This window comes from Vibrio marinisediminis, assembly GCF_014050145.1.
Classification (GTDB): domain Bacteria; phylum Pseudomonadota; class Gammaproteobacteria; order Enterobacterales; family Vibrionaceae; genus Vibrio; species Vibrio marinisediminis.
The window spans coordinates 196,430-218,528 of record NZ_JACFYF010000007.1; the positions used below are offsets into that span (position 1 = coordinate 196,430).

The 22,099-nt window shown below is 42.2% G+C and carries 20 protein-coding genes; 15 read left to right on the top strand and 5 right to left on the bottom strand.

What is annotated here, in order from left to right:
• The first annotated feature begins 179 nt into the window (after positions 1 to 179).
• Positions 180 to 719, top strand: a complete 540-nt coding sequence (locus H2O73_RS12955; RefSeq protein WP_182109278.1) for a cytochrome b — start codon at positions 180 to 182, stop codon at positions 717 to 719.
• Entirely contained in the window at positions 716 to 1,285 is a 570-nt protein-coding gene (locus tag H2O73_RS12960) for a YceI family protein (protein WP_182109279.1), read from the top strand. Before H2O73_RS12955 ends, H2O73_RS12960 begins: the two co-directional genes overlap by 4 nt.
• A 68-nt stretch (positions 1,286 to 1,353) precedes the next feature.
• Here H2O73_RS12960 and focA read toward each other — a convergent pair whose 3' ends face one another.
• Positions 1,354 to 2,799 carry a formate transporter FocA gene (focA, locus tag H2O73_RS12965; RefSeq protein WP_182109280.1) on the bottom strand — a complete coding sequence of 482 codons (1,446 nt, stop codon included), beginning with the start codon at positions 2,797 to 2,799 and terminating at the stop codon, positions 1,354 to 1,356.
• Positions 2,800 to 3,029: 230 nt separating this feature from the next.
• On the opposite strand from focA, the gene H2O73_RS12970 reads away from it, so the two are divergent.
• Positions 3,030 to 3,932 carry a LysR substrate-binding domain-containing protein gene (locus H2O73_RS12970; protein ID WP_182109281.1) on the top strand — a complete coding sequence of 301 codons (903 nt, stop codon included), beginning with the start codon at positions 3,030 to 3,032 and terminating at the stop codon, positions 3,930 to 3,932.
• A gap of 204 nt (positions 3,933 to 4,136) precedes the next feature.
• Positions 4,137 to 4,610 (top strand): DUF1097 domain-containing protein, encoded by a 474-nt coding sequence (locus H2O73_RS12975; RefSeq protein WP_182109282.1) that lies wholly within the window; start codon positions 4,137 to 4,139, stop codon positions 4,608 to 4,610.
• A 34-nt stretch (positions 4,611 to 4,644) separates the two neighbouring features.
• Here H2O73_RS12975 and H2O73_RS12980 read toward each other — a convergent pair whose 3' ends face one another.
• Positions 4,645 to 6,276, bottom strand: coding sequence for an ATP-dependent endonuclease (locus tag H2O73_RS12980; protein WP_182109283.1), 1,632 nt, complete (start codon positions 6,274 to 6,276; stop codon positions 4,645 to 4,647).
• Positions 6,277 to 6,441: 165 nt separating this feature from the next.
• Between H2O73_RS12980 and H2O73_RS12985 the strand changes: the two genes are divergently transcribed.
• The gene (locus H2O73_RS12985; RefSeq protein WP_182109284.1) at positions 6,442 to 8,175 is read left to right on the top strand and encodes a bifunctional metallophosphatase/5'-nucleotidase; all 1,734 of its coding nucleotides are present in this window, start codon (positions 6,442 to 6,444) and stop codon (positions 8,173 to 8,175) included.
• Positions 8,176 to 8,429: 254 nt separating this feature from the next.
• Here H2O73_RS12985 and H2O73_RS12990 read toward each other — a convergent pair whose 3' ends face one another.
• Positions 8,430 to 9,401 (bottom strand): helix-turn-helix domain-containing protein, encoded by a 972-nt coding sequence (locus tag H2O73_RS12990; RefSeq protein WP_182109285.1) that lies wholly within the window; start codon positions 9,399 to 9,401, stop codon positions 8,430 to 8,432.
• Between the two features lie 116 nt (positions 9,402 to 9,517).
• Between H2O73_RS12990 and H2O73_RS12995 the strand changes: the two genes are divergently transcribed.
• The 4 genes from H2O73_RS12995 (at position 9,518) to H2O73_RS13010 (ending at position 15,114) form a co-directional block, all read left to right on the top strand.
• On the top strand, positions 9,518 to 11,527 hold the full coding sequence (locus H2O73_RS12995) for a TonB-dependent siderophore receptor (RefSeq protein WP_182109286.1): 2,010 nt from the start codon (positions 9,518 to 9,520) through the stop codon (positions 11,525 to 11,527).
• A 396-nt stretch (positions 11,528 to 11,923) separates the two neighbouring features.
• A complete protein-coding gene (locus H2O73_RS13000) occupies positions 11,924 to 12,871 on the top strand; it encodes a TerC/Alx family metal homeostasis membrane protein (RefSeq protein ID WP_182109287.1) in 948 nt (315 codons plus the stop codon).
• Positions 12,872 to 13,167: 296 nt separating this feature from the next.
• Positions 13,168 to 13,359 carry a hypothetical protein gene (locus tag H2O73_RS13005; protein ID WP_182109288.1) on the top strand — a complete coding sequence of 64 codons (192 nt, stop codon included), beginning with the start codon at positions 13,168 to 13,170 and terminating at the stop codon, positions 13,357 to 13,359.
• A 201-nt stretch (positions 13,360 to 13,560) separates the two neighbouring features.
• Positions 13,561 to 15,114, top strand: a complete 1,554-nt coding sequence (locus tag H2O73_RS13010) for a methyl-accepting chemotaxis protein (protein WP_182109289.1) — start codon at positions 13,561 to 13,563, stop codon at positions 15,112 to 15,114.
• A 73-nt stretch (positions 15,115 to 15,187) separates the two neighbouring features.
• On the opposite strand, the gene H2O73_RS13015 is transcribed toward H2O73_RS13010, so the two are convergent.
• Positions 15,188 to 15,745 carry a PhnA domain-containing protein gene (locus tag H2O73_RS13015; protein ID WP_182109290.1) on the bottom strand — a complete coding sequence of 186 codons (558 nt, stop codon included), beginning with the start codon at positions 15,743 to 15,745 and terminating at the stop codon, positions 15,188 to 15,190.
• 264 nt (positions 15,746 to 16,009) lie between these two features.
• Here H2O73_RS13015 and H2O73_RS13020 point away from each other — a divergent pair, with 264 nt between their 5' ends.
• Complete coding sequence (locus H2O73_RS13020) at positions 16,010 to 17,092, top strand: site-2 protease family protein (protein ID WP_182109291.1); 1,083 nt, start codon at positions 16,010 to 16,012, stop codon at positions 17,090 to 17,092.
• Positions 17,093 to 17,170: 78 nt separating this feature from the next.
• Here the strand turns inward: H2O73_RS13020 and H2O73_RS13025 are convergent, their stop codons facing one another.
• Complete coding sequence (locus H2O73_RS13025) at positions 17,171 to 17,956, bottom strand: M48 family metallopeptidase (RefSeq protein WP_182109292.1); 786 nt, start codon at positions 17,954 to 17,956, stop codon at positions 17,171 to 17,173.
• Positions 17,957 to 18,039: 83 nt separating this feature from the next.
• Between H2O73_RS13025 and H2O73_RS13030 the strand changes: the two genes are divergently transcribed.
• The 5 genes from H2O73_RS13030 to H2O73_RS13050 all read left to right on the top strand — a co-directional run bounded on the left by H2O73_RS13030 (position 18,040) and on the right by H2O73_RS13050 (position 22,099).
• Positions 18,040 to 18,501 carry a hotdog fold thioesterase gene (locus tag H2O73_RS13030; RefSeq protein WP_182109293.1) on the top strand — a complete coding sequence of 154 codons (462 nt, stop codon included), beginning with the start codon at positions 18,040 to 18,042 and terminating at the stop codon, positions 18,499 to 18,501.
• Positions 18,501 to 18,734 carry a DUF3389 domain-containing protein gene (locus H2O73_RS13035; RefSeq protein WP_182109294.1) on the top strand — a complete coding sequence of 78 codons (234 nt, stop codon included), beginning with the start codon at positions 18,501 to 18,503 and terminating at the stop codon, positions 18,732 to 18,734. The genes H2O73_RS13030 and H2O73_RS13035 overlap by 1 nt, the downstream gene beginning before the upstream one ends.
• A 66-nt stretch (positions 18,735 to 18,800) precedes the next feature.
• Positions 18,801 to 20,498: an SgrR family transcriptional regulator gene (locus tag H2O73_RS13040; protein WP_182109295.1), complete on the top strand. Its 1,698-nt coding sequence runs from the start codon at positions 18,801 to 18,803 to the stop codon at positions 20,496 to 20,498.
• A 1-nt stretch (position 20,499) separates the two neighbouring features.
• Positions 20,500 to 20,751, top strand: a complete 252-nt coding sequence (locus H2O73_RS13045) for a hypothetical protein (protein WP_182109296.1) — start codon at positions 20,500 to 20,502, stop codon at positions 20,749 to 20,751.
• 460 nt (positions 20,752 to 21,211) lie between these two features.
• Positions 21,212 to 22,099 carry a LysR family transcriptional regulator gene (locus H2O73_RS13050; RefSeq protein WP_182109297.1) on the top strand — a complete coding sequence of 296 codons (888 nt, stop codon included), beginning with the start codon at positions 21,212 to 21,214 and terminating at the stop codon, positions 22,097 to 22,099.

Sequence of the window (22,099 nt, forward strand, 5' to 3'; positions counted from 1 at the left end):
TGCACTTTCCCCATCCCCCATTTTGAGTTTATGTCAGAGATTGAAGTTAGGTCACATATACAAGCTATTCAAATTATTTGAATAACTCAATCAAATGGCACAGATGTTAAGCTTGTGATGTCTGGTTAATAATAGTGTTACAGATTTGATGATTCAGTAGAAAATGGAACGGATAGGGCATGAAACAAGAGGTTAAAAACTACAATCTATTGGCTAGAACGATTCACTGGCTATCGGCTGTTGTTGTGATTGGTATGTTTGCCGTTGGTCTATGGATGGTTGATCTCTCTTATTATAGTGAATGGTACCGAACCGCACCTCATTGGCATAAATCGGTAGGGATTCTTTTAGCTGTATTGACGTTATTTCGTTTTATCTGGCGCCATATCTCTGCGGCACCAAAGACCGAAGGAAGTGCACTAGAAAAAATAGCGTCCAAATTTGTGCATGCCGCAATGTATCTGTTACTCATCATGTTATTTGTATCTGGATATTTAATATCGACAGAAGATGGACGTTCGATTGAAGTGTTTAATCTATTCTCTGTGCCTGGTATTGGTGCTCTTTTTGAAGGGCAGGCTGACATATCTGGTGAAATTCATTTTTATACTGCTTGGGCATTGATCGTTTTTGCCGCCATTCATGCCCTTGCTGCCATCAAACATCATGTTATCGATAAAGACAATACGCTACGCAAAATGATAGGAGCTTCAAAATGAAAAAAACGTTACTTGCAACAGGACTAACAATGGCAATGCTACTGCCATTGGGTGCAAGCGCAGCGGACTATGTAATTGATACTAAGGGGGCTCATGCCTCAATTAACTTCAAAATTAGTCACTTAGGTTATAGTTTTATTCAAGGTCGATTTAATACCTTTGATGGTCAGTTTTCGTATGACCCAAGTAACATTGAAGCTTCGTCAATTGTCGTTAACGTCGATACGACGAGCTTAGATTCAAATCATGCTGAACGAGATAAGCACATACGTAGCGCTGATTTTATTGATGCGAGCAAGTATTCAACGGCGACGTTTTCAAGCGATAAAGTGATTGATAAAGGGAATGGCACTTTTGATTTGGTTGGTGAGCTTAACCTACATGGTGTTACCAAACCGATTACGATCAACGCGAAAGTCATTGGTCAAGGTCAAGACCCTTGGGGCGGGGAACGCGCGGGTTTTTACGGGACAACTCGCTTAGAGTTAGCCGACTACAATATTCAAGTTATGGGTGACTCAAGTTACGTTGATATGGAACTGCATGTAGAAGGCATTAAACAGTAACGTTAACTGTTAATATGTGTAAAAAAGTACGTGTAAAAAAAGCGCCTATTTCTAGGCGCTTTTTCAATCTATGCAGACTGTTGATGAGTCTCTAATACTTCAACTGGCTTGCCGTAAACTGAGCGGAGAGCTTCAAGTACATCCAATCGGTTAATCACACCAACCATTTGTCCGTCTTCAAGCACTGGAAGAGTATGCGGCTTATTAACTTTAATGCTTTTCGCTCTTTCTTCTAATGATAAGGTTGAGAAGCGAGTAGCAATACCCATAGATGTCGTTGGATAGAGCTGCTCTTTATCGATACATAGATATTCAGCAACATCAACCAGCTTGTCATTCGCATCGATTGCGACAACGTCACGAGACATCAAATCAACGACTTTTTGCCCTTTGGTTGGAATGTAGTCTTGGCACCACAAATCAACCATTACATCGTGTACAGAAAAGAATCCAACAAGTCGACCTTGTACATCAGTAACTGGTGCACTGACTTCGTGGTGGGAAACTAAGTGGTCGATAGCTTTCGGTGTTGTCATATCTGCACTTAGTGTAATAGGTTGAGTGTTCATAATGTTTTTAACGATGATATTGCTGTTCATGGTGTTCTCCTTAACTGACGCAATGTTAGCGGTAGTTGTAATCGTTGAAATATTGGTTGCCTTTAATTGAGGACGACGATAGATGCACCAGTTCGCTAGCCCGACTAGTACAGCGCCACCAACAATATTGCCGAATGTCACAGGTATTAAGTTCGCAGTAATAAACTGCATGATATTAAGGTCTGCATATTGAGCAGCTGAAGCACCAGTCATAGTCCAAAAAGCTTCAGGTGCAAAATTTTGAATCGTGATGCCCAGCGGCACCATAAACATATTCGCCACGCAGTGTTCAAAACCACTAGAGACAAACATAGCCACTGGCAAGATAGTCATAGCGGCTTTTGTCATCGCATTAGCGCTACAAAATGTTAGCCATATCGCTAGACAAACTAAAAGGTTACAAAGAATGCCTAACGCAAATGCTTGTACAGGTGTATGGTGCAATTTATGTTGAGCAATATTCAGTGCGTTTAAACCCCATTGACCATGGTCCAATTGGTATAGCCCTGCCGCCGCCACTATAACTAGTAGCAACATTGCGCCAATAAAGTTACCAACATAGACTTTGCCCCAAATTGATAGCATCTTGCCGAAACTAATCTGTTTATTTGCCCATGAAATGCTTGAAAGCACAGAACTGGTAAACAGCTCGCCTCCGCATATCACAATTAGAATTAGTCCCATACTAAATGCTAATCCCCCCGCTAAGCGGCTCAATCCCCAGCCGGAATCGGCAGCGCCGGTTGTCACTGTGATATAGAAAAGAAAAGCGAGCCCAATAAATGCACCTGCCATAACTGCCAAGCTTAAAGTCATACCAGTATTTTTTTTGGCTTTACTCAATGCAAACTTTTCAGCTTCTGCCATCATTTCAACTGGTGAAAAACATTGATTATTAGCGTGTTCAGATGACATACGCGCTCCTAGTCATGTGTTCCATAATTTACCTCCTTATGATTATTTGCGAGCCTTGTTCTGCATCGCCATTTCAGATTAAGTGTGAGACGGATAGAAGTAAAATTGATAAATTTGACAAATCTCATCAGAAAATTTGATAACTAAATTTTAGTCAGTAGAATGAATGTGGATGCTTATTAAGCACACCTATTTATTAGGTTATTAACGTAAGAACGATAAGGAGTGTCATGCGTTATTCATTAAAGCAACTGGCTGTATTTGATGCGGTGGCTAACACTGGAAGTGTCAGTTTGGCGGCAGATAAACTCGCACTAACCCAATCAGCAACTAGTATGTCACTGGCTCAATTAGAAAAAATGCTAGGGAGGCCGTTATTTGAACGGCAGGGCAAGCAAATGGCTTTGACCCACTGGGGAAATTGGCTTAGGCCTAAGGCAAAACGACTTTTGCAAGATGCGCAACAAATAGAAATGGGCTTTATTGAGCAGCATTTATTGAGTGGTGAGTTGTGTATCGGCGCCAGTCAAACGCCGGCAGAACATTTGATTCCTGATCTTATCAGTAGAATTGATAGTGACTTTCCAGAGTTACGCATCAAGCTCAATGTGCAAAGTACGGACAATGTTTTACAGGGATTGATTGATTACAAATACGATATTGGCATTATTGAGGGACGCTGCGACGACAACCGTTTACACCAAGAAATTTGGTGCAGAGACCATTTAACAGTCGTAGCATCCGCACACCATCCCTTTGCTAAAGCAGATAGAGTGACCCTGTCACAACTAGAGCAAGCTAAATGGGTACTGAGGGAACATGGTTCAGGTACTCGTATGATTTTTGATAGTTCCATTCATCATTTGATTGAAGATTTAGATGTATGGCGCGAATACGAGCACGTACCGGTTTTAAGAAGCATGGTCGCTAATGGTCAGTATGTCACGTGTTTACCTTATCTGGATGTTGAACGTTTCATTGAAAGTGGGATGTTAGTTGCGTTAGATGTCCCTGAGCTAAGTATGGACAGAACGCTTTCTTTTGTATGGCGAGCCGATATGATTGAAAACCCACTGGTTGAATGTATTAAGAGGGAAGGATTGCGCATGATGAAGGGAAAATCTGTCTTCTAGTTGCTCAATTGTCTGCAAGTGGACAAGCTCAAGCCTAAACCGCTTGGGCTTTTTTATTTACCAATTCTGTTGTTGAATCGATTGCGTAATCATATTGATGCAATTGACTATCAATGAAACATGAAAACTGTGATTTACATTGTGAAACTACCGTTGTTTGTCACTATAGTTTGGCGCAGATACCCAATGACATAGAGAACCACCATGAGCGCATTAGTAGCAATTTCAGTCACCACAGCAATACTTTCAGCAGTATGGGGCTGGGTCGCAATCTGCTTTGGGTTATTAGCTTGGGCTGGTTTTCTAGGTTGTACCAGTTACTTTGCCGCGCCCTACGAAGGTGCCAAAGGATTATTGATAAGCCTTATCACTAATTTAAGTGGTGTCTTTTGGGCATTGATGATCATGAAAGGCGGTGAGTACATCTCTCTTGATATCATGGCGTATGTACTTACCGGGGTTGTCACGCTGTTCATGTGCTTGCAGGCAAAGCAGTCTTGGCTTGCGTATATTCCAGGCACGTTCATTGGTTCGTGCGCGACGTTCGCTGCTAATGGGGACTGGAAAATAGTGGTTCCATCATTGGTGCTTGGCGGGTTGTTTGGCTACACGATGAAACGAAGCGGATTATGGCTGCACAGCCGATTCAATAAAATTGATGAGTCGGCAATCGCTTAAAGATTGCCGAGCCTTAAGTAGGACGGATGGCTTTCTACGTATTGCCATTTGCCATTGTCACCACGCGTTTAAGTGTCCAACGCAATAACAACGGAATGCATTCGAGACCTTTCTCTTCGCAATGCGAAACAATGGCTAAGGCTAAATCGGGTTTGGCATACTTTTTCAGTACTCGATTAACCACTTTTTTCGCGGGGATTGGATGATCCAGAGGGATTTTCACCATATCGCGGAAAAAAGGTTCAAAACCATTGTGATAAAGGTAATGTTCAATATCTTTATCGGGTAACTCCGTTAATCGATGTCTTTCTTGGTCATGCCCTAATCGTGCTCTAACCGTAGCTGCGTATTTTTTCCCTGCGGGATCACCATCAGTAACTACATGCCAATCAATTCCAAATGCTTTGGCCACTTTTAGTAATGATTTTAATCCAGATTGGGCAAATTCGATGATCTGCACCCCTTCGGCAGCAAGGTTATAGCCACACTGATTAGCCAGTTCATTAAACAACCAAACTTCTGTCTCTCCCTCTACCAGCAACCAACAGCGCGCAAATAGTGCGCCGGACCGGTGAAAGCGAAGATGGAATCCAACTCTACGTAGTTCATCTCGAGACAATCCTTGAGTGACCAAACTGGTACAAATAGTCTTGTCAGATTGACGCACCAAGCGACGAATGCAATGAATAGGAAGTTGCGCGAGAAGATCACCACTGTTGGTGGTAAGGATCTTTTGCATTGGTAGCAGTTGCAACAAACCCCATGCGCGAGCAAGTTGAGTAGGATGCAAACGACCTTCAGGGTCTTCAATGATCAGTATAGGGCGAGCGCCTTTACGTAACCGATTCGGCCCTTTGGCTTGCAGGTAGGCGTTTAGCAAGCCCAGAAGCAATAACCGAGTCTGTTTGTTGTTTGATTGTTCAACGTAATCACTGATTGAAATAGAATCTGATTTTCTCGCGTAGAATATGCCATCACGCGGTTGGTTATGTACCATGCGGTTGTTAGATTTAAAAGAAAAGTAGTGCTCAACCAACATCCCCATCGATTTTAAGCTACTGCGCATTTCACCTTTGTTCACATGACCGGGAATCGCCATCAAACGTCGACAAGTGTTATTGATCCTTTTCTCTATTCTTTCATTGAAACTACCGTTAGAGTCACCCGTTCGCTCAAAGCGGCGAGAGTCTTTAAGGCGAATAACAGGGTGCAATGACATCAATTCTTGTGCAATTTTTTCTGTGTGGTGTAAGGCTAACGGATTGCCATCTCTATCAAGGAAATCATAATGCGTTTCGATGTCATATTGCTCTCTACTGGCACTAATGCGGTAGTAGATCCGATGTACATCTTCTGAGTCGGTTACCCATATTGGTCGAATTTTTCGATAACGCCGAGACTGCATTTCGCGGGTATCATTGGCGACTAAGGCTAGGACAATTTGTAGATCTTGCGTTTGAGGATGAGAAATAGAGTGATCAACATGAAAGTCTGCCATCTCAAATTGGTAGGGAACCCCATCAGGGGGCAATGCAACGGATAAAGTATCGAGTAGTGACGATTTACCCCAGGTGTTTTCCCCAATCAAAGCCGTCAGCTGGTCGAAGGAAATCGAGAGTCGTTTGATTCCCCTAAAACCGGCAATTTCAATTCGCTCTAACAGCATAGATTTCACCTCAGCTTATTGTCTATTACATAGTAAGCATAAAAGAAAAATTCAATATAAGCATACGCTTATGTCACAGTTGTGTGGTGAATAAAAATATTCCTCAAAAAGTAATGAATTTGTCATAAAGAATGAGTTAGCATGGCGCTGAATAGTGAGAGAGATATGACAATGATAAAAAGTAGGGCCATCCGTTTGAAATTGGCTCACATAAATGACACACACTCGTACTTTGAACCGACGTCACTACAACTTAATATAAATATAGACGAGACAGAATCGAGCCCCTTCGTTAGTGCTGGTGGATTTGCTCGAATCAAAACTCGAGTCGAAGATTTAAAGCAGCAAGCCTTTTCTAATCAGCAGGGCTTTTTGTTTCTACACGCCGGTGACTGCTTTCAAGGCACACTGTATTACTCTTTGTTTAAGGGCGAAGCCAATTCAACATTGCTCAATCAATTGGGCTTAGATGCTATGGCGGTGGGAAATCATGAATTAGACATGGGCAACTTACCTGTCGCCGAATTTGCTAATCGAATCGATTTTCCGTTATTGGCTGGTAACTGGGATTTATCAAACGAACTTAGTAATAAGTCAGTCACGTTGAGTGGCAACCCGAGCGTATATAGCTACAAGCCAAGCACACAATCAGCGCAATGGATCGTGAAGCATGTTGATCAAGAACCGATCGCGATTTTTGCCCTTGCTCTCGATAAAATGGCAGACATCTCTAACCCAGATGTGGATACCCCCTTTGTTAATACCATTCAAACTGCGCGAAATACGGTAAAAGAGATACATAAAGCCGGTATCAACAAGATCATACTTCTTAGCCATATGGGCTATGAGGCAGACCTTGATTTTGCCAATCATGTCGACGGGGTTTCACTTATTGTTGGTGGACACAGTCACGTTCTTCAAGGTGATTTCTCGGCGCTAGGTCTAGGTAACAGTGACCCCTATGGAATAAAAGTTAAAGATACCCACGTCGTACAGGCAGGTTTTCATGCTTTAGCGTTAGGTCATTGTGATATCGAGTTTGACCAATATGGTCGTATTAGCCATTTTGAAGGTAAAAATGAGCTGCTGTTAGGGCGTCGACTGTTCGTAGATACGAGCCGCAGTCAGTCTTGGCAGGATATTGACTATCACCGAATTAAGTCTCTGGTTGATAACCATCCAAATGTCACGGTTTGTCGCAAAGACCCTACGATTAAACTGATACTTAGAGAAAGATACCAGGCTCGTGTAAGCGTATTGCAGCAAACTTATATCGCCAATACCAAACGCAAGCTTCGCCATGTTCGAATTCCCGGAGAGCAAGGTGGTAGTGATATAGCACCACTTGTTGCCGAATCGTTCATGTATACGTTGATTCAGCAAGGTCATGATATCGAATTTGCTATTCATAATGCGGGAGGAGTGAGAAACTCGCTCAATCCAGGGCGCATTTCAGTTGCCGATATCGCCGGAAAAGTATTGCCGTTTTTGGTGCCGATTGGCTATTACCAGATAAAGGGCAAATATATTGCTCAAATTATCGAAGGTTCGATCAACAATGCAACCAATAATGGGGTCGATGGCACAGGATCAGGCTCTTATCCTTATACAGCCAATTTGCGCTTTCATTATGACGCGTTAGCTCGTGCCGGTGAACGTATAACAAGCATAGAGATATTGAATGGCGGCGAATGGCGGTCAATTGAGGCCGAACGCTGTTACACCGGGACGTCTTCGGCATACACCATGAAAGGCAAAGAAGGGTATGAAGCCATACTCAATATGGTAGGAGAAGGGCAGGTAACCCATTTTTCGATGGCAGACTGCTTTATTCAATATTTAAGTGAAAAACCTGAAATTCTTGCGTATAAACCGCAAATTTCGGACGATAACGGCTAAAGAACAACCTGTTGGTACGTTATTTGCTCATGACTTCTTGATTCATTTGATCCTAAACCAATGAAAAGGGAGTCATTATGTGGAGTAAAGACTGGATCGATGTTGCCGTCGTCATCAGTTGGGTATCAATCTGGATGGTGATGGTCTACGCCATACCTAATGGTGGTATGTAGTAAAAAGGAGCATTGATTTGCTCCTTTTTGATTTTTGTATGACCGTTCTAAATACTGAGATATGAATCGATTACTATTGAGTTAATTGATTTTTTCTATAGCTTGTGGCGGAACGCCAAATAGCTTTTTAAACGCATTGGTAAAATTTGAAGGGTGCTGATAACCCGCTTCATAAGCCGCTTCAGTGATTGTCACCAAACCTCGTTCCAGATGCTGCCGCGCAATTGCTAATCTGCGGTGGCGTATATACTCATTAACCGTGATGTTTAACGCTTGTTTAAACCGACGTTGTAGGTTGGATACACTCATGGAAAATTTTTTTGCAAGCTTATCGAGTGTAAGAGGATGATCAAGGTGGGTTTCTATATAACTAATGACATCTTCAATACGTGCGTCTGGCGTATCTACCGCTGTGCTATTTCCCTTATCACAATCTTCTGGCAATTGTGCCAATACATAAGCCAGTATTTGGCTGGTTAAACTCTCAATTTCGACTTTATCTTTCAATATTTTAGGGCTTTCTCGGTGCGCCAGCGTATTAACTAAATCAATTAATGGCTGATGCAGTTCCAACCGATAGAAGGCTTGATGAATATCAAGAAAGAGATTTCCTCTGTCATTCCCATTCATTCGGGATTGTAACCATTTAGGTTTGATCAATATATTAACCTTGCACATTTGATTATTTCGACTTAAAGAACGGTAAAAGTTAGCAGGCTTTGCAATGTTAACAACTACGCCTTGTGGACCATTTTTTGCCGATAAATCAAACTGTAAGTCGCCATACCCAAATGAAAGGGTACCTTCAAGCAATATGGTAATGAGCAGTGCCGAATGGGCAGTCGACACGATATGCGAGTCGACCAGTTCCGTACAGTGACCACCATGAATAAAAACCTGTTCATCATATTGGTAGGATAAAAAATTACCTTCAGCCAAGTGAGTCGGCTTGGCTTGTCCATGTGAAACAATGATCTGTTTTTCAGTCTCTTCTAGTTTTTGGGTTAGAGCTACTTTGGCAAGTTTAGTCCGTTTCTTGCTTATTACAGCCATCTTGTAATTCCTCATAACACCTATGCGATTTTACATAAGTGAATCATCTTTTTATTAATAGCAATCGACCTTACCATAGATGAGAATTATTATCATTGTCATTAGGGAAAGTGTTCATGGAAAGCCAAATTCACGCGCCAATAAAGCGTTCAATCATCTGTTTATCGATAGGTGCGGCTCTTGCCAACCCAGCTCTTGCGCAAATACCTCAATCAGATATTGAAGATATTGTGGTATGGGGAACTAAGGTGTCGAGTAACACTGAATCGATATTTGCTGATGACATGTCACTCAAACAAGCCGACCACATGTCGGATTTGTTGCGTGATATCCCAGGGGTAGACGTTGGGGGAACACACTCGGTTAATCAAAGAATTACCATCCGAGGTTTAGGTGAAACAGAATTAGATATTCGTTTAGATGGCGCGTCACAGCATGCCAATATGTTTCACCACATCGGTAATCTGACCTTGAATCCAGATATTCTAAAATCTGCAGATATTCAAGTTGGTAATAATTCGGTAACCCAAAGTGGCTTGGGTGGCTCGGTCTACTTTGAAACCAAAGATGCTCGGGATTTACTGCGCTATGATGAAGATTTTGGTGCACGTATTTATGGTGGCTATGCATCCAACGACAATCAACAAGGTTCGCTTACGCTATACGGGCTTCTATCGGAAAATGTTGATGCCATGGTCTATGGACACTACGTAACCCGTGACGATTTTAAAGATGGTGATGGTAATCAAACGTTTGGGTCGGAAGGGGATGTTTACAATATACTGACTAAAATCGGCTATCAATTAGGCGAGGTTCACCGTTTAGAGTTTTCATACGATCTTTACCGTGACAGTGGCGACTATAGCCCTCGTCCTGACATGTCAGGCAGCGCAAATAAAGGTCTGTCTAATGACTTACTCATTCCGACCAATTATGACAGAGATACCTTCACTTTAAGTTATGAGTTAAACGCAGAAAAACACCAAGGTAAGGTGACGCTTTATAATACGGAGACACAGATAATACGTGATGAGTCGGTAATGGCTGCCGGAAGATGGCATCCAAATCGTTTGTATGAAAACACGGCTAAGAACCAAAACTTTGGGTTGAATGGCAAATTCCAATCCGATCTCGCAATTGCCCAGTTAGACAATCGTATGACTTACGGGTTTGACTATATCGATAAAACGACCGCAAGCTATTACGGCGCAAGTAAGTACGTGGAAGAATCAACGGTTTCTACCGCAGTATTTGTTGAAGACCAACTGTTTCTAACTGACTCATTTTCAATCACAGCAGGTTTACGATACGACGATTACAAACGTAAAGCAGTCACAGCAACAGATAATTTTGATGCCGTTACTTGGGCACTCGCAACAGAATGGCAAATCGCACAAGATTGGACACTGTTCGCAAGCACACGCTCGCTGTTTAAAGGTCCCGAACTACTAGAAACGTTTATTGCCTACCAGAAGGTTGCTTTTCTTGATGAAGGACTACGAGCAGAGACGGGGCAGAATACACAAGGCGGTATTCGTTTTGACAAGCAGGTTAGAGCTCATAGCTTTGGCGCCAATCTGACAGTGTTTCAAACAGATATTGATGACTATATAGCTGATAAACCGCAGGGTACGCCGACCACATACTTAATTTACAATTTAGGCGATGTCGAGATAAAAGGCTTTGAAGCAAGTGCCTCGTATGGTTACCAAAATTTCAACAGCAAACTCTCATACTCTAAGTCAGACACCAAAAATAGTCTTAATGGTGATCCGGTCGCTGGCGGAAATGGTCGCAGTATTGACATGGGTGACAGCATTGCGCTGGCTTTTGATTATCAATCAGACTCGCTTGATAGTGTTTTTGGTTGGACATCAATTTTTGTGCGTGAAGAAGACAATGTGTTCGACGGTCAGCCAGCTAAAGAGAGCTACAATGTACATAACCTGTACGCTCAGTGGGTGCCGTCACATATCGATGGACTCTCAGTGACGTTCGGCATCGATAATGTATTTGATGAACTTTATACGTCGCATGCATCCCGTTCAGGAACGAGGTTCACGACAACATTTGATGATTACGAACCGGGTCGTAGCTATAAGCTTTCGGCTGCATACCAATTCTAAGTCAGTCGCAATGATTCATTGATACAATTTAAAAAAAGAACGCAAAGGCTCTCAAAATGAGAGCCTTTTTGTCTCTAGAGTAATCGATGTATTCTGTTGATGTTTAAGTCAGAGTCATTCACATTTTTAATTAAAAATGTGTTTCTTGTCATTTGGTTTTTTCCAGTTGCAAAATTGGGATTTGAGTCATACAATCCGCTTCGTTTGGGGAGTAGTCGCCTCTGGTTTACTTATCGTCATCTCGTTAGGTTTCATGCCTTTCCGGTAAGTATAAGCGTTATGCGCTTCGACGAGACCAACGTAATCAAATTCTCTTTCCTAAAAGGGAAGGAAATCGTTTGTTTGCGGTAGGGATCGTTGTGTTTAATCGTGATCCCTCCGTTTTTTGGAGGACGTATGACCCCGTCTACTTATATTGGCTTCGCCATTCTTACACTGACGTTAGTTGCGCTAGATATCTGGCAAACTCGCGGTGGTAACATCACTATCCGTAAAGCGGCAATCTGGAGCGTATTCTGGTTTGTGCTTGCATTTGTTTTCGCAGGTTCTATCTACTTCTTCTGGGATATTTATGCTCCAGGAAGCAGCTATACAGCCGAAAAAGCCACCGTTTCGTTTCTAACGGGTTACTTGCTAGAAAAGTCACTCAGTGTCGATAACTTATTTGTCTTCGCAATTATCTTTACTCAATATTCAGTTCCTGAGCACCTACGCCCACGAGCACTACTATGGGGTGTCATTGGAGCGCTCATCTTACGCGCAATCATGATTGCTGTTGGAGCGCAGTTACTTGCTCAATATCACTGGATTCTTTACATCTTTGCTGCATTCTTGATTTGGACGGGTATCCAATTGGCACGCGACAAAGGTGAAGAGGAAGAAGTTAACCCTCTACCGGAAAAGATTATTCGCAAATTCGCCACAGTAACTGATGGTTACCGTGAGAATGCATTAACTGTTATTGAAAATGGTAAACGCTGTGTCACCCCTATGATGATCGTCATCGGTGTGATTGCCTTTATGGATGTGATGTTCGCATTAGATTCTATACCGGCGATTTTTGCAGTCACTCGTGAACCATTTTTAGTATTGGCGGCGAATGTCTTTGCATTACTGGGTTTGCGCTCACTTTACTTTGTACTACAAGGTATGATGGATAAGTTTATTTATCTTAAACCTGCTCTATCATTCATCATGATTTTCATCGGTATTAAGATGTTATTGGTCGGAACTGCTTGGGCAATCCCAACGCCAGTCTCTTTATTGGTACTATTGATTACAATGACAGTAGCAATAGTTGCTTCTGTGATGAAGCAACGAAGCCAAACTCAAGTAGCTCAATAATTACTTTAATCTCAACAAATTAAAGTGTGATTAGCACCTCGTAGTTGTAATGTGCATCTGTGAATGCATTGTTAACAAACTGCTTGGTGCTTTTTTGTGTCTACATATTTATTCATTAGTTATGCACTTTTAACTGGGTGGCGTCATGAATAAAGCATATTCTCAAAATGGAAATGTTAATGCGCTGTTACATAAGAAAAACTAATCTTGCAAAAGAAATTTTGTCATTATTTGAGAAAAATAAAAATGGCTAATATTTGTTTGTCGAAAGTTATCCGAATTTAAGAGAGGCGCGCATGGCACAGGTTCTTGACGCTAACACCATTATTTCACCTATCTCTAAGGAAAGAAAAACCTACTCGGTTAACATCAAAGGATTGGTTGTACACCTATTAGATATCTTGTTTACTGACCGAGCGGAGCCTCGCACTCATTACGCTAGTGAGTTGTCAGGACATATGCAAAAAGACATTGGTCTATATCGATAAGTGACAAAATAAAGAGCGCCGACAAATGTGTCGGCGTTTTTTTTATACAAACAACTCAATCTAATTAGTAGGTTAGGTATGCTTGCCACACTTTAGTGGCGTTAGGTACTTTTTTTTACCAATTTTGCTCTATTCTTACCAAGACACATTATGCAATTAGTTGCTATCTGTTGAACGTTGATTTTGGTAAGGATAATAAATATGAGCGAAATGGAATATGACTACCCGGCAAGTTACAATCTAATTTCTATCACCGACCCCTCGAGTCACATCAAATACGCAAGTCGCCATTTCAATGAAGTTGCCGGTTATGAAGATGGTGAACTAAATGGTAAACCTCACAACATAGTACGCCATCGCGATATGCCTAAAGCCGCTTTCAAAGATTTATGGTCACATCTACAAAGTGGAAAGCATTGGATGGGGATGGTCAAAAATCAACGTAAAGGCGGCGGTCACTATTGGGTCGATGCTTTCGCTTCACCTATTATGGATAATGGCAAAATAGTTGAATTCCAATCTGTTCGTTTTAAACCAGAGAGAATTTTTGTACAACGAGCAGAAAAAGCATACGCCAAACTTCGCAACAATAGAAAACCTTGGCAATTAGTTCTACCAAAAACTCGGTTATGGATGAGAAGCGCTTTTTGCATTGGGGTCTCTGCTGTAATTGCTAATTTACTTATTGCAGCGGGGCAGCCACCTATTGTGGGATTTGTGTCGATGGCGACTATCTCCATCGCTTCAATTTTTGTACTCACACGTCCTATCGAGCGTATCGCGAAACAAGCCCGCAAAGATTTCAATAATCCTTTGATGGAATACATCTACTGTGGTCGCGTTAACGACTTATCTGAAATTGAGCTTGGAATGAAAATGCGCAAGCAATATGCCAATGCCTTATTGGGACGAGTTGGTATCTCAGTGATGGATTCATGCCAAGAGACTCGGACAAATGCTGACCAAGCGGCAAGTAATAGTGAACGAGTAACGCAAAACTTAAGTGAGCAAAAAGTTGAAATTGATATTGTCGCTACATCAGTCAACGAGATGCAAGCTGCATCAGCAGAGATTTCGCAAAATGCTCAAGCAACAGCGGATGCGACTGTGCAAGCTCAAAGTACGATGTGTGAAAGCAGAAGAGTGATCGACAACGTTAACCATTCCGTGTTGGAGCTGGTTTCTGAACTTAAACAGATTTCGGAGACAGTGATTGATCTTAATCGACAAACAGATCAAATCGGCTCGGTGGTTGAAGTCATTAATGGTATTGCGGAGCAAACCAATTTATTGGCGCTAAACGCAGCAATTGAAGCAGCTCGAGCAGGCGAGCAGGGGCGTGGTTTTGCCGTTGTGGCTGATGAAGTTAGAACACTAGCGCAACGCACTCAAGAATCGACGACTGAAATAAAGTCCGCTATAGAAAGTATTCAGGTAGGAAGTAACTCAGCAGTAGATGCACTAAAAAAAGGCAATGATAAATCGTCTAGCAGTGTGGATTCAATCATTCAAGCTCAAGAGAGTATTCAGTTACTTGAAGAACTCGTTCAGGACGTTGTTGATAGGAATCAACAGATTGCAGTAGCAATTGAAGAACAAGTTCATGTTTCTGAGGAAATAAACGAGAACATACAATCAATCAACATCAAATACACCGATTCATATGATTTGATGACGCAAACCAATGAGATGAATGTTCTGGTGCAAGAAAGCACAAATGAACTTAAACAAGTGATTGAAAAAATAGCTAGCTGATTGACGGGTAAAATATAGCACTCAGATAAAAGAAAAGCACCATAAGGTGCTTTTCTTTTTGCTCAGGCAAGAATTACTTCTTACGGCAGAATTCAGCGATTACATACATAGACTGACCGCCGTTCGCTTTACCAGAAACAAGCTTAGGATCGTCGCCAATGCTGATGCCACGGATAACCGTGCCTTGCTTGATTACTTGGTTAGTACCTTTAACTGGAAGGTCTTTGATTACTGTTACGTCGTCACCTTTTTTAAGTTCAACGCCGTTGCAATCAAATGGTTTGTCGTCTGCAGACATACCTTGCATCGCCCAGTTTTTGGTTTCTTCTTCCATGTACATCATATCTAGCGCGTCTTGAGCCCAGCTTTCTGAGTTCAGACGAGTTAGCTGGCGCCATGCAGTTACTTGAACAGGAACTACTTGGCTCCACATGCTGTCACTTAGACAACGCCAGTGGTTAATGTCTTTAGGTTCTTCAATTTCGCCCAGACATTTGTCACATACCATGATGCCGTGGTCAACCGTTACGTGGCCGTGCGGTGGTACCGCATAAGCAGTTAGAGGTGCTTCAGCAGCACATAGTTCACACTTAGATTCGCAACGTTGTAGCATTGTAGCTTCAATAGACATAATGGACTCACATATGGTCGGGATTAATAACGAGGCATATTATCCACTTTATCCGACTAATTAAAAGGGGTATTCGGTATAGCAACGGTTTAACTGATGTAAACAGAGATTTCATAGTGTAAACCGATTAAAACGGCAACACTTACCTCCATCTCAATAACTTAGCTTGAGTGACCGTGTAACATATTGTCACTATTACTTTACCTCTTTAGTGCCAAGCGGCATAATCAAAAGCGTTTATATAGCAAATTAATAGGTAAAACGTTGGAGCTTCTTTCGATTGAATTTCTTGGTCGTCCTTTAAGGCTAGAAGGTAGCATGGCTGGTTGGCAAGAATTGTACTGGGATAATCAGGTGGTATCTCAGTTAGTGGCTGATGCTGAAAGGGAAGATTCGACTTCTCATAGCTTCAATCTACAAAAAGGGGATGAAGTACTGCACTGTCAACTGGATGTATCACTGGTATGGCAGCCTTTTCAGTTCCGCTACTCAGCAAAACTTAATGGCAACCTTGTTGCTGAAGGCGAGCGAAGCAGTAAAGATATCGAACAGCAAACGCCAGTGATTGCACCAAAGCAAGAGCGCCGCTTTAGTTTAATAGGGCTGATTTCTCTAGGAATGAAAGCTCTCAAAAGTGCAAAACTGATTAAGGTTGTGTTGGCGTCTGCAAGTTTAGCCGCCTATTCCTGGTTATTTTCATTTCAGTTTGCGTTAGCATTGATTGCTTGCTTGGTTGTACATGAATACGGTCATGTCAAAGCAATGAAGTATTTTGGTATGAAAACCAAAGGCATATACCTAGTTCCGTTTCTTGGTGGACTTGCGCTCTCCGATGAGAAGATCAACACTCGCTGGCAAGACGTGGTTATCTCAATTATGGGGCCGATGTTTGGCTTTTTGCTTTCATTGATCTTAGTTGGTGTCTACTGGCTGACAGGGGAGATGTTCTTTGCCGGCTTAGCGGCTTTTAATGCCTTCTTAAACCTGTTTAATTTACTACCAATTTTACCACTGGATGGTGGTCATATACTGAAAAGCATTAGCTTTTCGCTGAATAGCATTACTGGACTGGTTTTATGTACAGTGACCGCAATCGGTGGCATTGCCTTAAGCTATATGTTGGGACTGAGCTTGCTCGGGTTCTTACTGATTATGGGCACACTTGAAATACTGATGGAGTGGCGATACCGACATTCCAGCCACCTGTTGCCTCTTGATCGTTATGGTCAGTGTGTTGCTGCTGCTTGGTATGTAGCCTTGGTCACAGGTCTTGTTGCTATCATTTGGTACTTCGCACAATCTGGCGATGCACTGTTGCAGCTACCTTTACAAATCCTAGGTACTTAATTCAGATCATTTGTTGTCGAAAGTATAAGAAGGGGAGCATATGTGCTCCCCTTAATCTATGTGCTAACCGCTGTTATATCAGCCACAGTTTGGTTTTACCGTAGCGTAATTTGGTAGTTGCTGCATCGTCTGTGTTAAGTCACGAATACGAGTGTTATGAGAAGGGTGAGTAGAAAGCAATTCTGGCGGTTGTTGTCCTTGTGAGGCTTTTGCCATGTTGTGCCAAAGTGTCACGCTTTCACGAGGGTCAAACCCCGCTTTTGCCATTAGATCTAAGCCAACAATATCGGCTTCTGATTCTTGTGTTCTTCCATAAGGAAGTAATACTCCAACCTGTACGCCTAGGCCTAAAGCCGCCATCGTCGCTTCACGATATTGTGCATATTCTGATGCGCCTAGTGCCACGCTGGTGATCTGCAAACCTGTATTCGCAAGTTGGGATTGCGATAGTCTTTCATTACTATGATCAGCAAGAACATGGGCAATTTCATGACCAATGACGGTTGCTAACTGGTCTTCATTCTCTGCGACTTTAAGTAAGCCGGTATAAACCCCAATCTTACCACCGGGCAGTGCAAAAGCGTTGACTTGGTCACTATCAAATACCACCACTTCCCAGTCTTGGAATGATGGCTGCCTAGGGACCTGTCGTGTAACCGCCATGGCGACACATTGCACATAGTTGTTCAGCTTAGTGTCTGTACTGACTTTTTGCTTTTGCTTCATCTGCTCAAATGATTGCGCACCAAGGCTGCTCATATCGCTGTCAGAAAATAGCAACAATTGATTCCGACCCGTTGGTGATGAGCTACATGCGGATAGGCTAGCTGCGATGGCGAGAGCACTAAACTTAAACCACGACATAAAACGCTCCATGTAAATTGATTGTGTTCGACAATCATAACATTAGGTTACAATATCAGTAACCTACGCAAGCGGATATATTTATGAGCATTTGGAAACGAGAGATCAATCTCGATCTTCTTAATCAAACGTCAAAAAACACAATGATCGAGCACTTACAGATTAAGTATAGCGAACTTGGTGAGAACTATATTTGTGCAACGATGCCAGTATGTCACTTCACTCATCAGCCGCTTGGAATGTTGCACGGTGGCGCTTCAGTCGTATTGGCTGAGACATTAGGCTCAGTAGCAGCAAATTTCTGCGTAACTGAAGACTCATACTGTGTTGGTTTAGACATTAATGCCAATCATGTAAGAGCAATGCGCTCAGGAATGGTCATTGGCAAGGCAACACCAATTCATCTTGGTGTTTCGACGCAAGTATGGCAGATCAATATGACGGATGAACGTGAACGCTTGGTGTGTACAAGCCGTTTGACCATCGCAGTGAAGAAGCATCGTTCGACGAAAGGCAACAGTACGCCAACACGAGAGATGCTTTAATGGTCATCGAATTTTCAAATGGCAAAGTGATTGCAACCGCACATGAATTGGTGATCAAATTAAATGGTCCACATATGGTGACATTACAAGCCCAAACTGATGCCGTACAACTGATTGGACGTGGGGCAAATGTAGTCGCGGTAAATTGTAGTGAAGCAAAATGGTCAATTAAAATGGATAACCAAGAACAACTCTCGGAATTAGCCGCACAATTAGGGATCGCAATACAGTAACTACTTGATCCTTTCAATTAAATGAGGAAAATAAACAATAGTCTAAATTTGTGAGTTTTCCTCTTTATGAGCAGCCCCCGTTTAAGAGTTCAATTCGAAACCCTTTTCGAACACTATGATGGTGCCGATTGTGGCGTCCAACTTGAAGATATTACCGATATTCTTTGTTGTACTCGCCGCAACGCCCGTATTGTCCTCAATAAAATGGAAGAGGAAGGGTGGATTGAGTGGCATCCTTCTCCAGGTCGAGGGAAGCTATCCAAACTGAATTTTAAGCGTAGCCGCTCTGATGTGAGCGAAAATTTAGCACGCCGTTACCTTGAAGAAGGTAAAGTCGGTCATGCCTTAAAAGTATTGGATCAAGATACCGCTAAACTAGCTCAAGTGGTTGAAAGCTACCTAGGAGTACAGCAACAAGAAGGTCGCCAAGTCGTTCGCTTACCATATTATCGCCCATTGCTTGCGCTCAATCCGCTTCAAAACATACGCCGTTCGGAAAGACATATCGTTCGTCAGGTATTCAGTGGATTAACTAAGCTTGATGAAAATGAAGAACTGATCCCCGATCTTGCTCATACATGGGAGATGCTCACGCCAAGACAATGGCGCTTCTATATTCGTCCTGCGGTTCGCTTCCATAATGGTGACTTACTGACGGTTGAAGCGGTTATTGAAAGCTTGAATGGATTAAGATCGCGAAAGTTGTTTTCTCATATTGAACAAGTGGTCTCAACCCAAAAACATGTAATTGATATACATCTTGATCGCGATGATCATCACCTGCCAATTTTACTTGCAGAGTCATGCGCTAAGATCTTGTTACCCGTAACCAGCCGTAATGAAGAGTTTAATCAGTTTCCAATCGGTACCGGGCCTTATAAAGTACAACAAAACGATGAGAAACGCTTAGTATTACAGGCCTTTGATGGCTATTTTGGCTTTCGTCCGTTGATCGACAGTGTCGAAGTTTGGGTCATTGATGACGTGCATTCCTCAATGGTTTTTCCAAGCTTGTCTAAACCGATCGCCCCGCAAGCAGCTGTCGTCAATGATGAAGTTGAACTCGACCCGGGTTGTACTTATCTTTTGTTGAACCGTCGAGATGGGCTAGCTAAGAGTGACGAATGGGCAAGTTACTTTAGCCAACGCTTGTCATCTCTCAATGTATTTCAGCAATTACCACAAGATAAAATCGTTGAGCTTGGCGCGTTGCCTGCACATGGTCTTAAACCCGGTTGGTACCACCATACCCGCCAAGCAAACTACACAGCGCCACCGAGTTATCGCACCATTAACATCGCCTATCATGCAAAACATCCAATGTTTCCGACCTTGGCAAAAGCCTTAGAGTTACTATTAAAGCAAGATGGGTTAGATGTTGAACTGCACACTTATGATCTAGAAATGCCGAACATCAGTGATATTGATATTTGGGTGAAGCCAATGAGCATTGCCAACCATCGTGATGATGCAATTGTTGGGTGGTTACTTGATTATAGCGACATCGAGAAAATGAGTCGCAGTGAGGACTTCTCAGTTTGGCGCGAGGTCATAACTCAATGGCAACAAACGGAAGAAACCACATTTCCTGCCCATGAAATTGGTAAAGCTCTAGCGGAAAAACTGCAGTTAATTCCTATGTTTCATTGCTGGTTAGGTGTCAGCAAAGATCAATGTGGTTCGCTACAAAATGCCAAATGCAACGCTCTAGGGTGGTTTGATTTTAGCCAAGTTTGGGTCAAACCTAAGCGTGAAGGGGGCTAAAATGGCGAAACCAAACAAAAAGCAGCCTTCAAAAACCGTTGAGATCTTCTGCAACAATTGTAAATTTCAGCTGTTTAAATATAGAAAAGGTGGCAAAGGCGCATTAGTTAAGTGTTTTAAAGAACGAATTATTGAAGATTTCACACAGGAACCGTGTGTTTGCCCCAACTGTGAAAAAGAGTTCGCTAGAGAGACAATTATACGTGGCGTACCCGCATTTAAGATGATAGGTGGTAAAGTTGTGAGCAGATAAGTTAATTCTTTAACATTGTTAAGTGCCTAATAGATTAAATTGTGTCTAGCTTCACTTGATTATCGGCATTTGTTGTTAGATTGCTCACAAAAACCGTAATGTTTTAGTTAATATGTTTAATGTTCGGATTTTACTGTTAAACTACTCGGGATTTATATTTTTTTGGTCCGCAAAATTTTTAAGTAGAGGTAAGTCATGGAGTTAGGTCTGATCATCGCATTCATCGTAGCTGCGGCTATCATGGTTAAAAAAGAGATGGCATCTTCAAAATAATCCTTCATTCAACCCATTTTTTATTACATTTTTTGAATGAAAAGACAGATAAGTCAGCTTAATGCTGGCTTTTGTCGTTTTTGGGCTGTTGAAAAGCTCCGTTTTTAAAGACTTGCTAGTTTCAACCAAGAGTTGTGAATGGTAATGTGACGCAAAGGAACTATTTAACAGAACAAAGGATATGATTTTGCAAAGTCCTATTACCCTTGAAGCCTTACATATTCTTGATGCGATTGATAGGAGAGGTAGTTTTGCTGCCGCCGCTAACGAACTCGATCGCGCTCCTTCATCATTGAGTTATCAAATTCAAAAGCTTGAACAAGATTTAGACATCACCATTTTTGACCGCTCGGGTCATAAAGCCGTTTTTACTGGGGCTGGAAAGCTAATTCTTGAACGTGGGCGAATGTTACTTGTTGCGACAGATAAACTCGTTAACGATGCTAGTGTGTTAGCCAACGGCTGGGAACTCGACATTACAATAGCCTTCGATGGGATTATTCCAATCAATAATTTATTTCCCATGGTCAATGATCTGGGTAATGTCAGCAGTACGCGAGTGCGCTTACAAGAAGAGATATTGGCAGGAAGTTGGGAGGCGCTTGAAACGGGTAGAGCAGACTTATTGGTTTGCCCTAAGCTAGAGACGCTTCCACTTGATATTAAATCAGTATCGATTGGTAAAACAGAAATGATCTGGGTTGCCGCAACTGACCACTACGTGCATAAACGTGCTGGGGAGTTTAACGAACAGGCTCGTGAAAAATATCGAGTTATTGCCATTGCAGATACCGCCAGAGAACAGCCAGCAATGTCGGTTAATGTCTTGCAAAGACAGCCCCGTCTAACCGTGAGTAATTTTGCAGCCAAAGTAGAAGCACTGGTTGCAGGGCTTGGGATAGGAACACTTCCAATCACGGTTGCTCAATCATTGATTAAGCAAGGTCAATTAAAGCAAATTGAAGGCACCAAATCCGCTCCAATTGATATTATTCTTGCGTGGAAGCGTAATCAAATTGGCGAAGCAAAATCTTGGTGCATTCAGTATCTAAAAGAAAATTGGACATTGAAATAG

Coding starts and splice junctions, on each gene's coding strand:
- H2O73_RS12955 (WP_182109278.1), top strand. CDS start 180: ATGAAACAAGAGGTTAAAAACTACAATCTATTGGCTAGAACGATTCAC.
- H2O73_RS12960 (WP_182109279.1), top strand. CDS start 716: ATGAAAAAAACGTTACTTGCAACAGGACTAACAATGGCAATGCTACTG.
- focA (WP_182109280.1), bottom strand. CDS start 2,799: ATGTCATCTGAACACGCTAATAATCAATGTTTTTCACCAGTTGAAATG.
- H2O73_RS12970 (WP_182109281.1), top strand. CDS start 3,030: ATGCGTTATTCATTAAAGCAACTGGCTGTATTTGATGCGGTGGCTAAC.
- H2O73_RS12975 (WP_182109282.1), top strand. CDS start 4,137: ATGAGCGCATTAGTAGCAATTTCAGTCACCACAGCAATACTTTCAGCA.
- H2O73_RS12980 (WP_182109283.1), bottom strand. CDS start 6,276: ATGCTGTTAGAGCGAATTGAAATTGCCGGTTTTAGGGGAATCAAACGA.
- H2O73_RS12985 (WP_182109284.1), top strand. CDS start 6,442: ATGACAATGATAAAAAGTAGGGCCATCCGTTTGAAATTGGCTCACATA.
- H2O73_RS12990 (WP_182109285.1), bottom strand. CDS start 9,401: ATGGCTGTAATAAGCAAGAAACGGACTAAACTTGCCAAAGTAGCTCTA.
- H2O73_RS12995 (WP_182109286.1), top strand. CDS start 9,518: ATGGAAAGCCAAATTCACGCGCCAATAAAGCGTTCAATCATCTGTTTA.
- H2O73_RS13000 (WP_182109287.1), top strand. CDS start 11,924: ATGACCCCGTCTACTTATATTGGCTTCGCCATTCTTACACTGACGTTA.
- H2O73_RS13005 (WP_182109288.1), top strand. CDS start 13,168: ATGGCACAGGTTCTTGACGCTAACACCATTATTTCACCTATCTCTAAG.
- H2O73_RS13010 (WP_182109289.1), top strand. CDS start 13,561: ATGAGCGAAATGGAATATGACTACCCGGCAAGTTACAATCTAATTTCT.
- H2O73_RS13015 (WP_182109290.1), bottom strand. CDS start 15,745: ATGTCTATTGAAGCTACAATGCTACAACGTTGCGAATCTAAGTGTGAA.
- H2O73_RS13025 (WP_182109292.1), bottom strand. CDS start 17,956: ATGTCGTGGTTTAAGTTTAGTGCTCTCGCCATCGCAGCTAGCCTATCC.
- H2O73_RS13030 (WP_182109293.1), top strand. CDS start 18,040: ATGAGCATTTGGAAACGAGAGATCAATCTCGATCTTCTTAATCAAACG.
- H2O73_RS13035 (WP_182109294.1), top strand. CDS start 18,501: ATGGTCATCGAATTTTCAAATGGCAAAGTGATTGCAACCGCACATGAA.
- H2O73_RS13040 (WP_182109295.1), top strand. CDS start 18,801: ATGAGCAGCCCCCGTTTAAGAGTTCAATTCGAAACCCTTTTCGAACAC.
- H2O73_RS13045 (WP_182109296.1), top strand. CDS start 20,500: ATGGCGAAACCAAACAAAAAGCAGCCTTCAAAAACCGTTGAGATCTTC.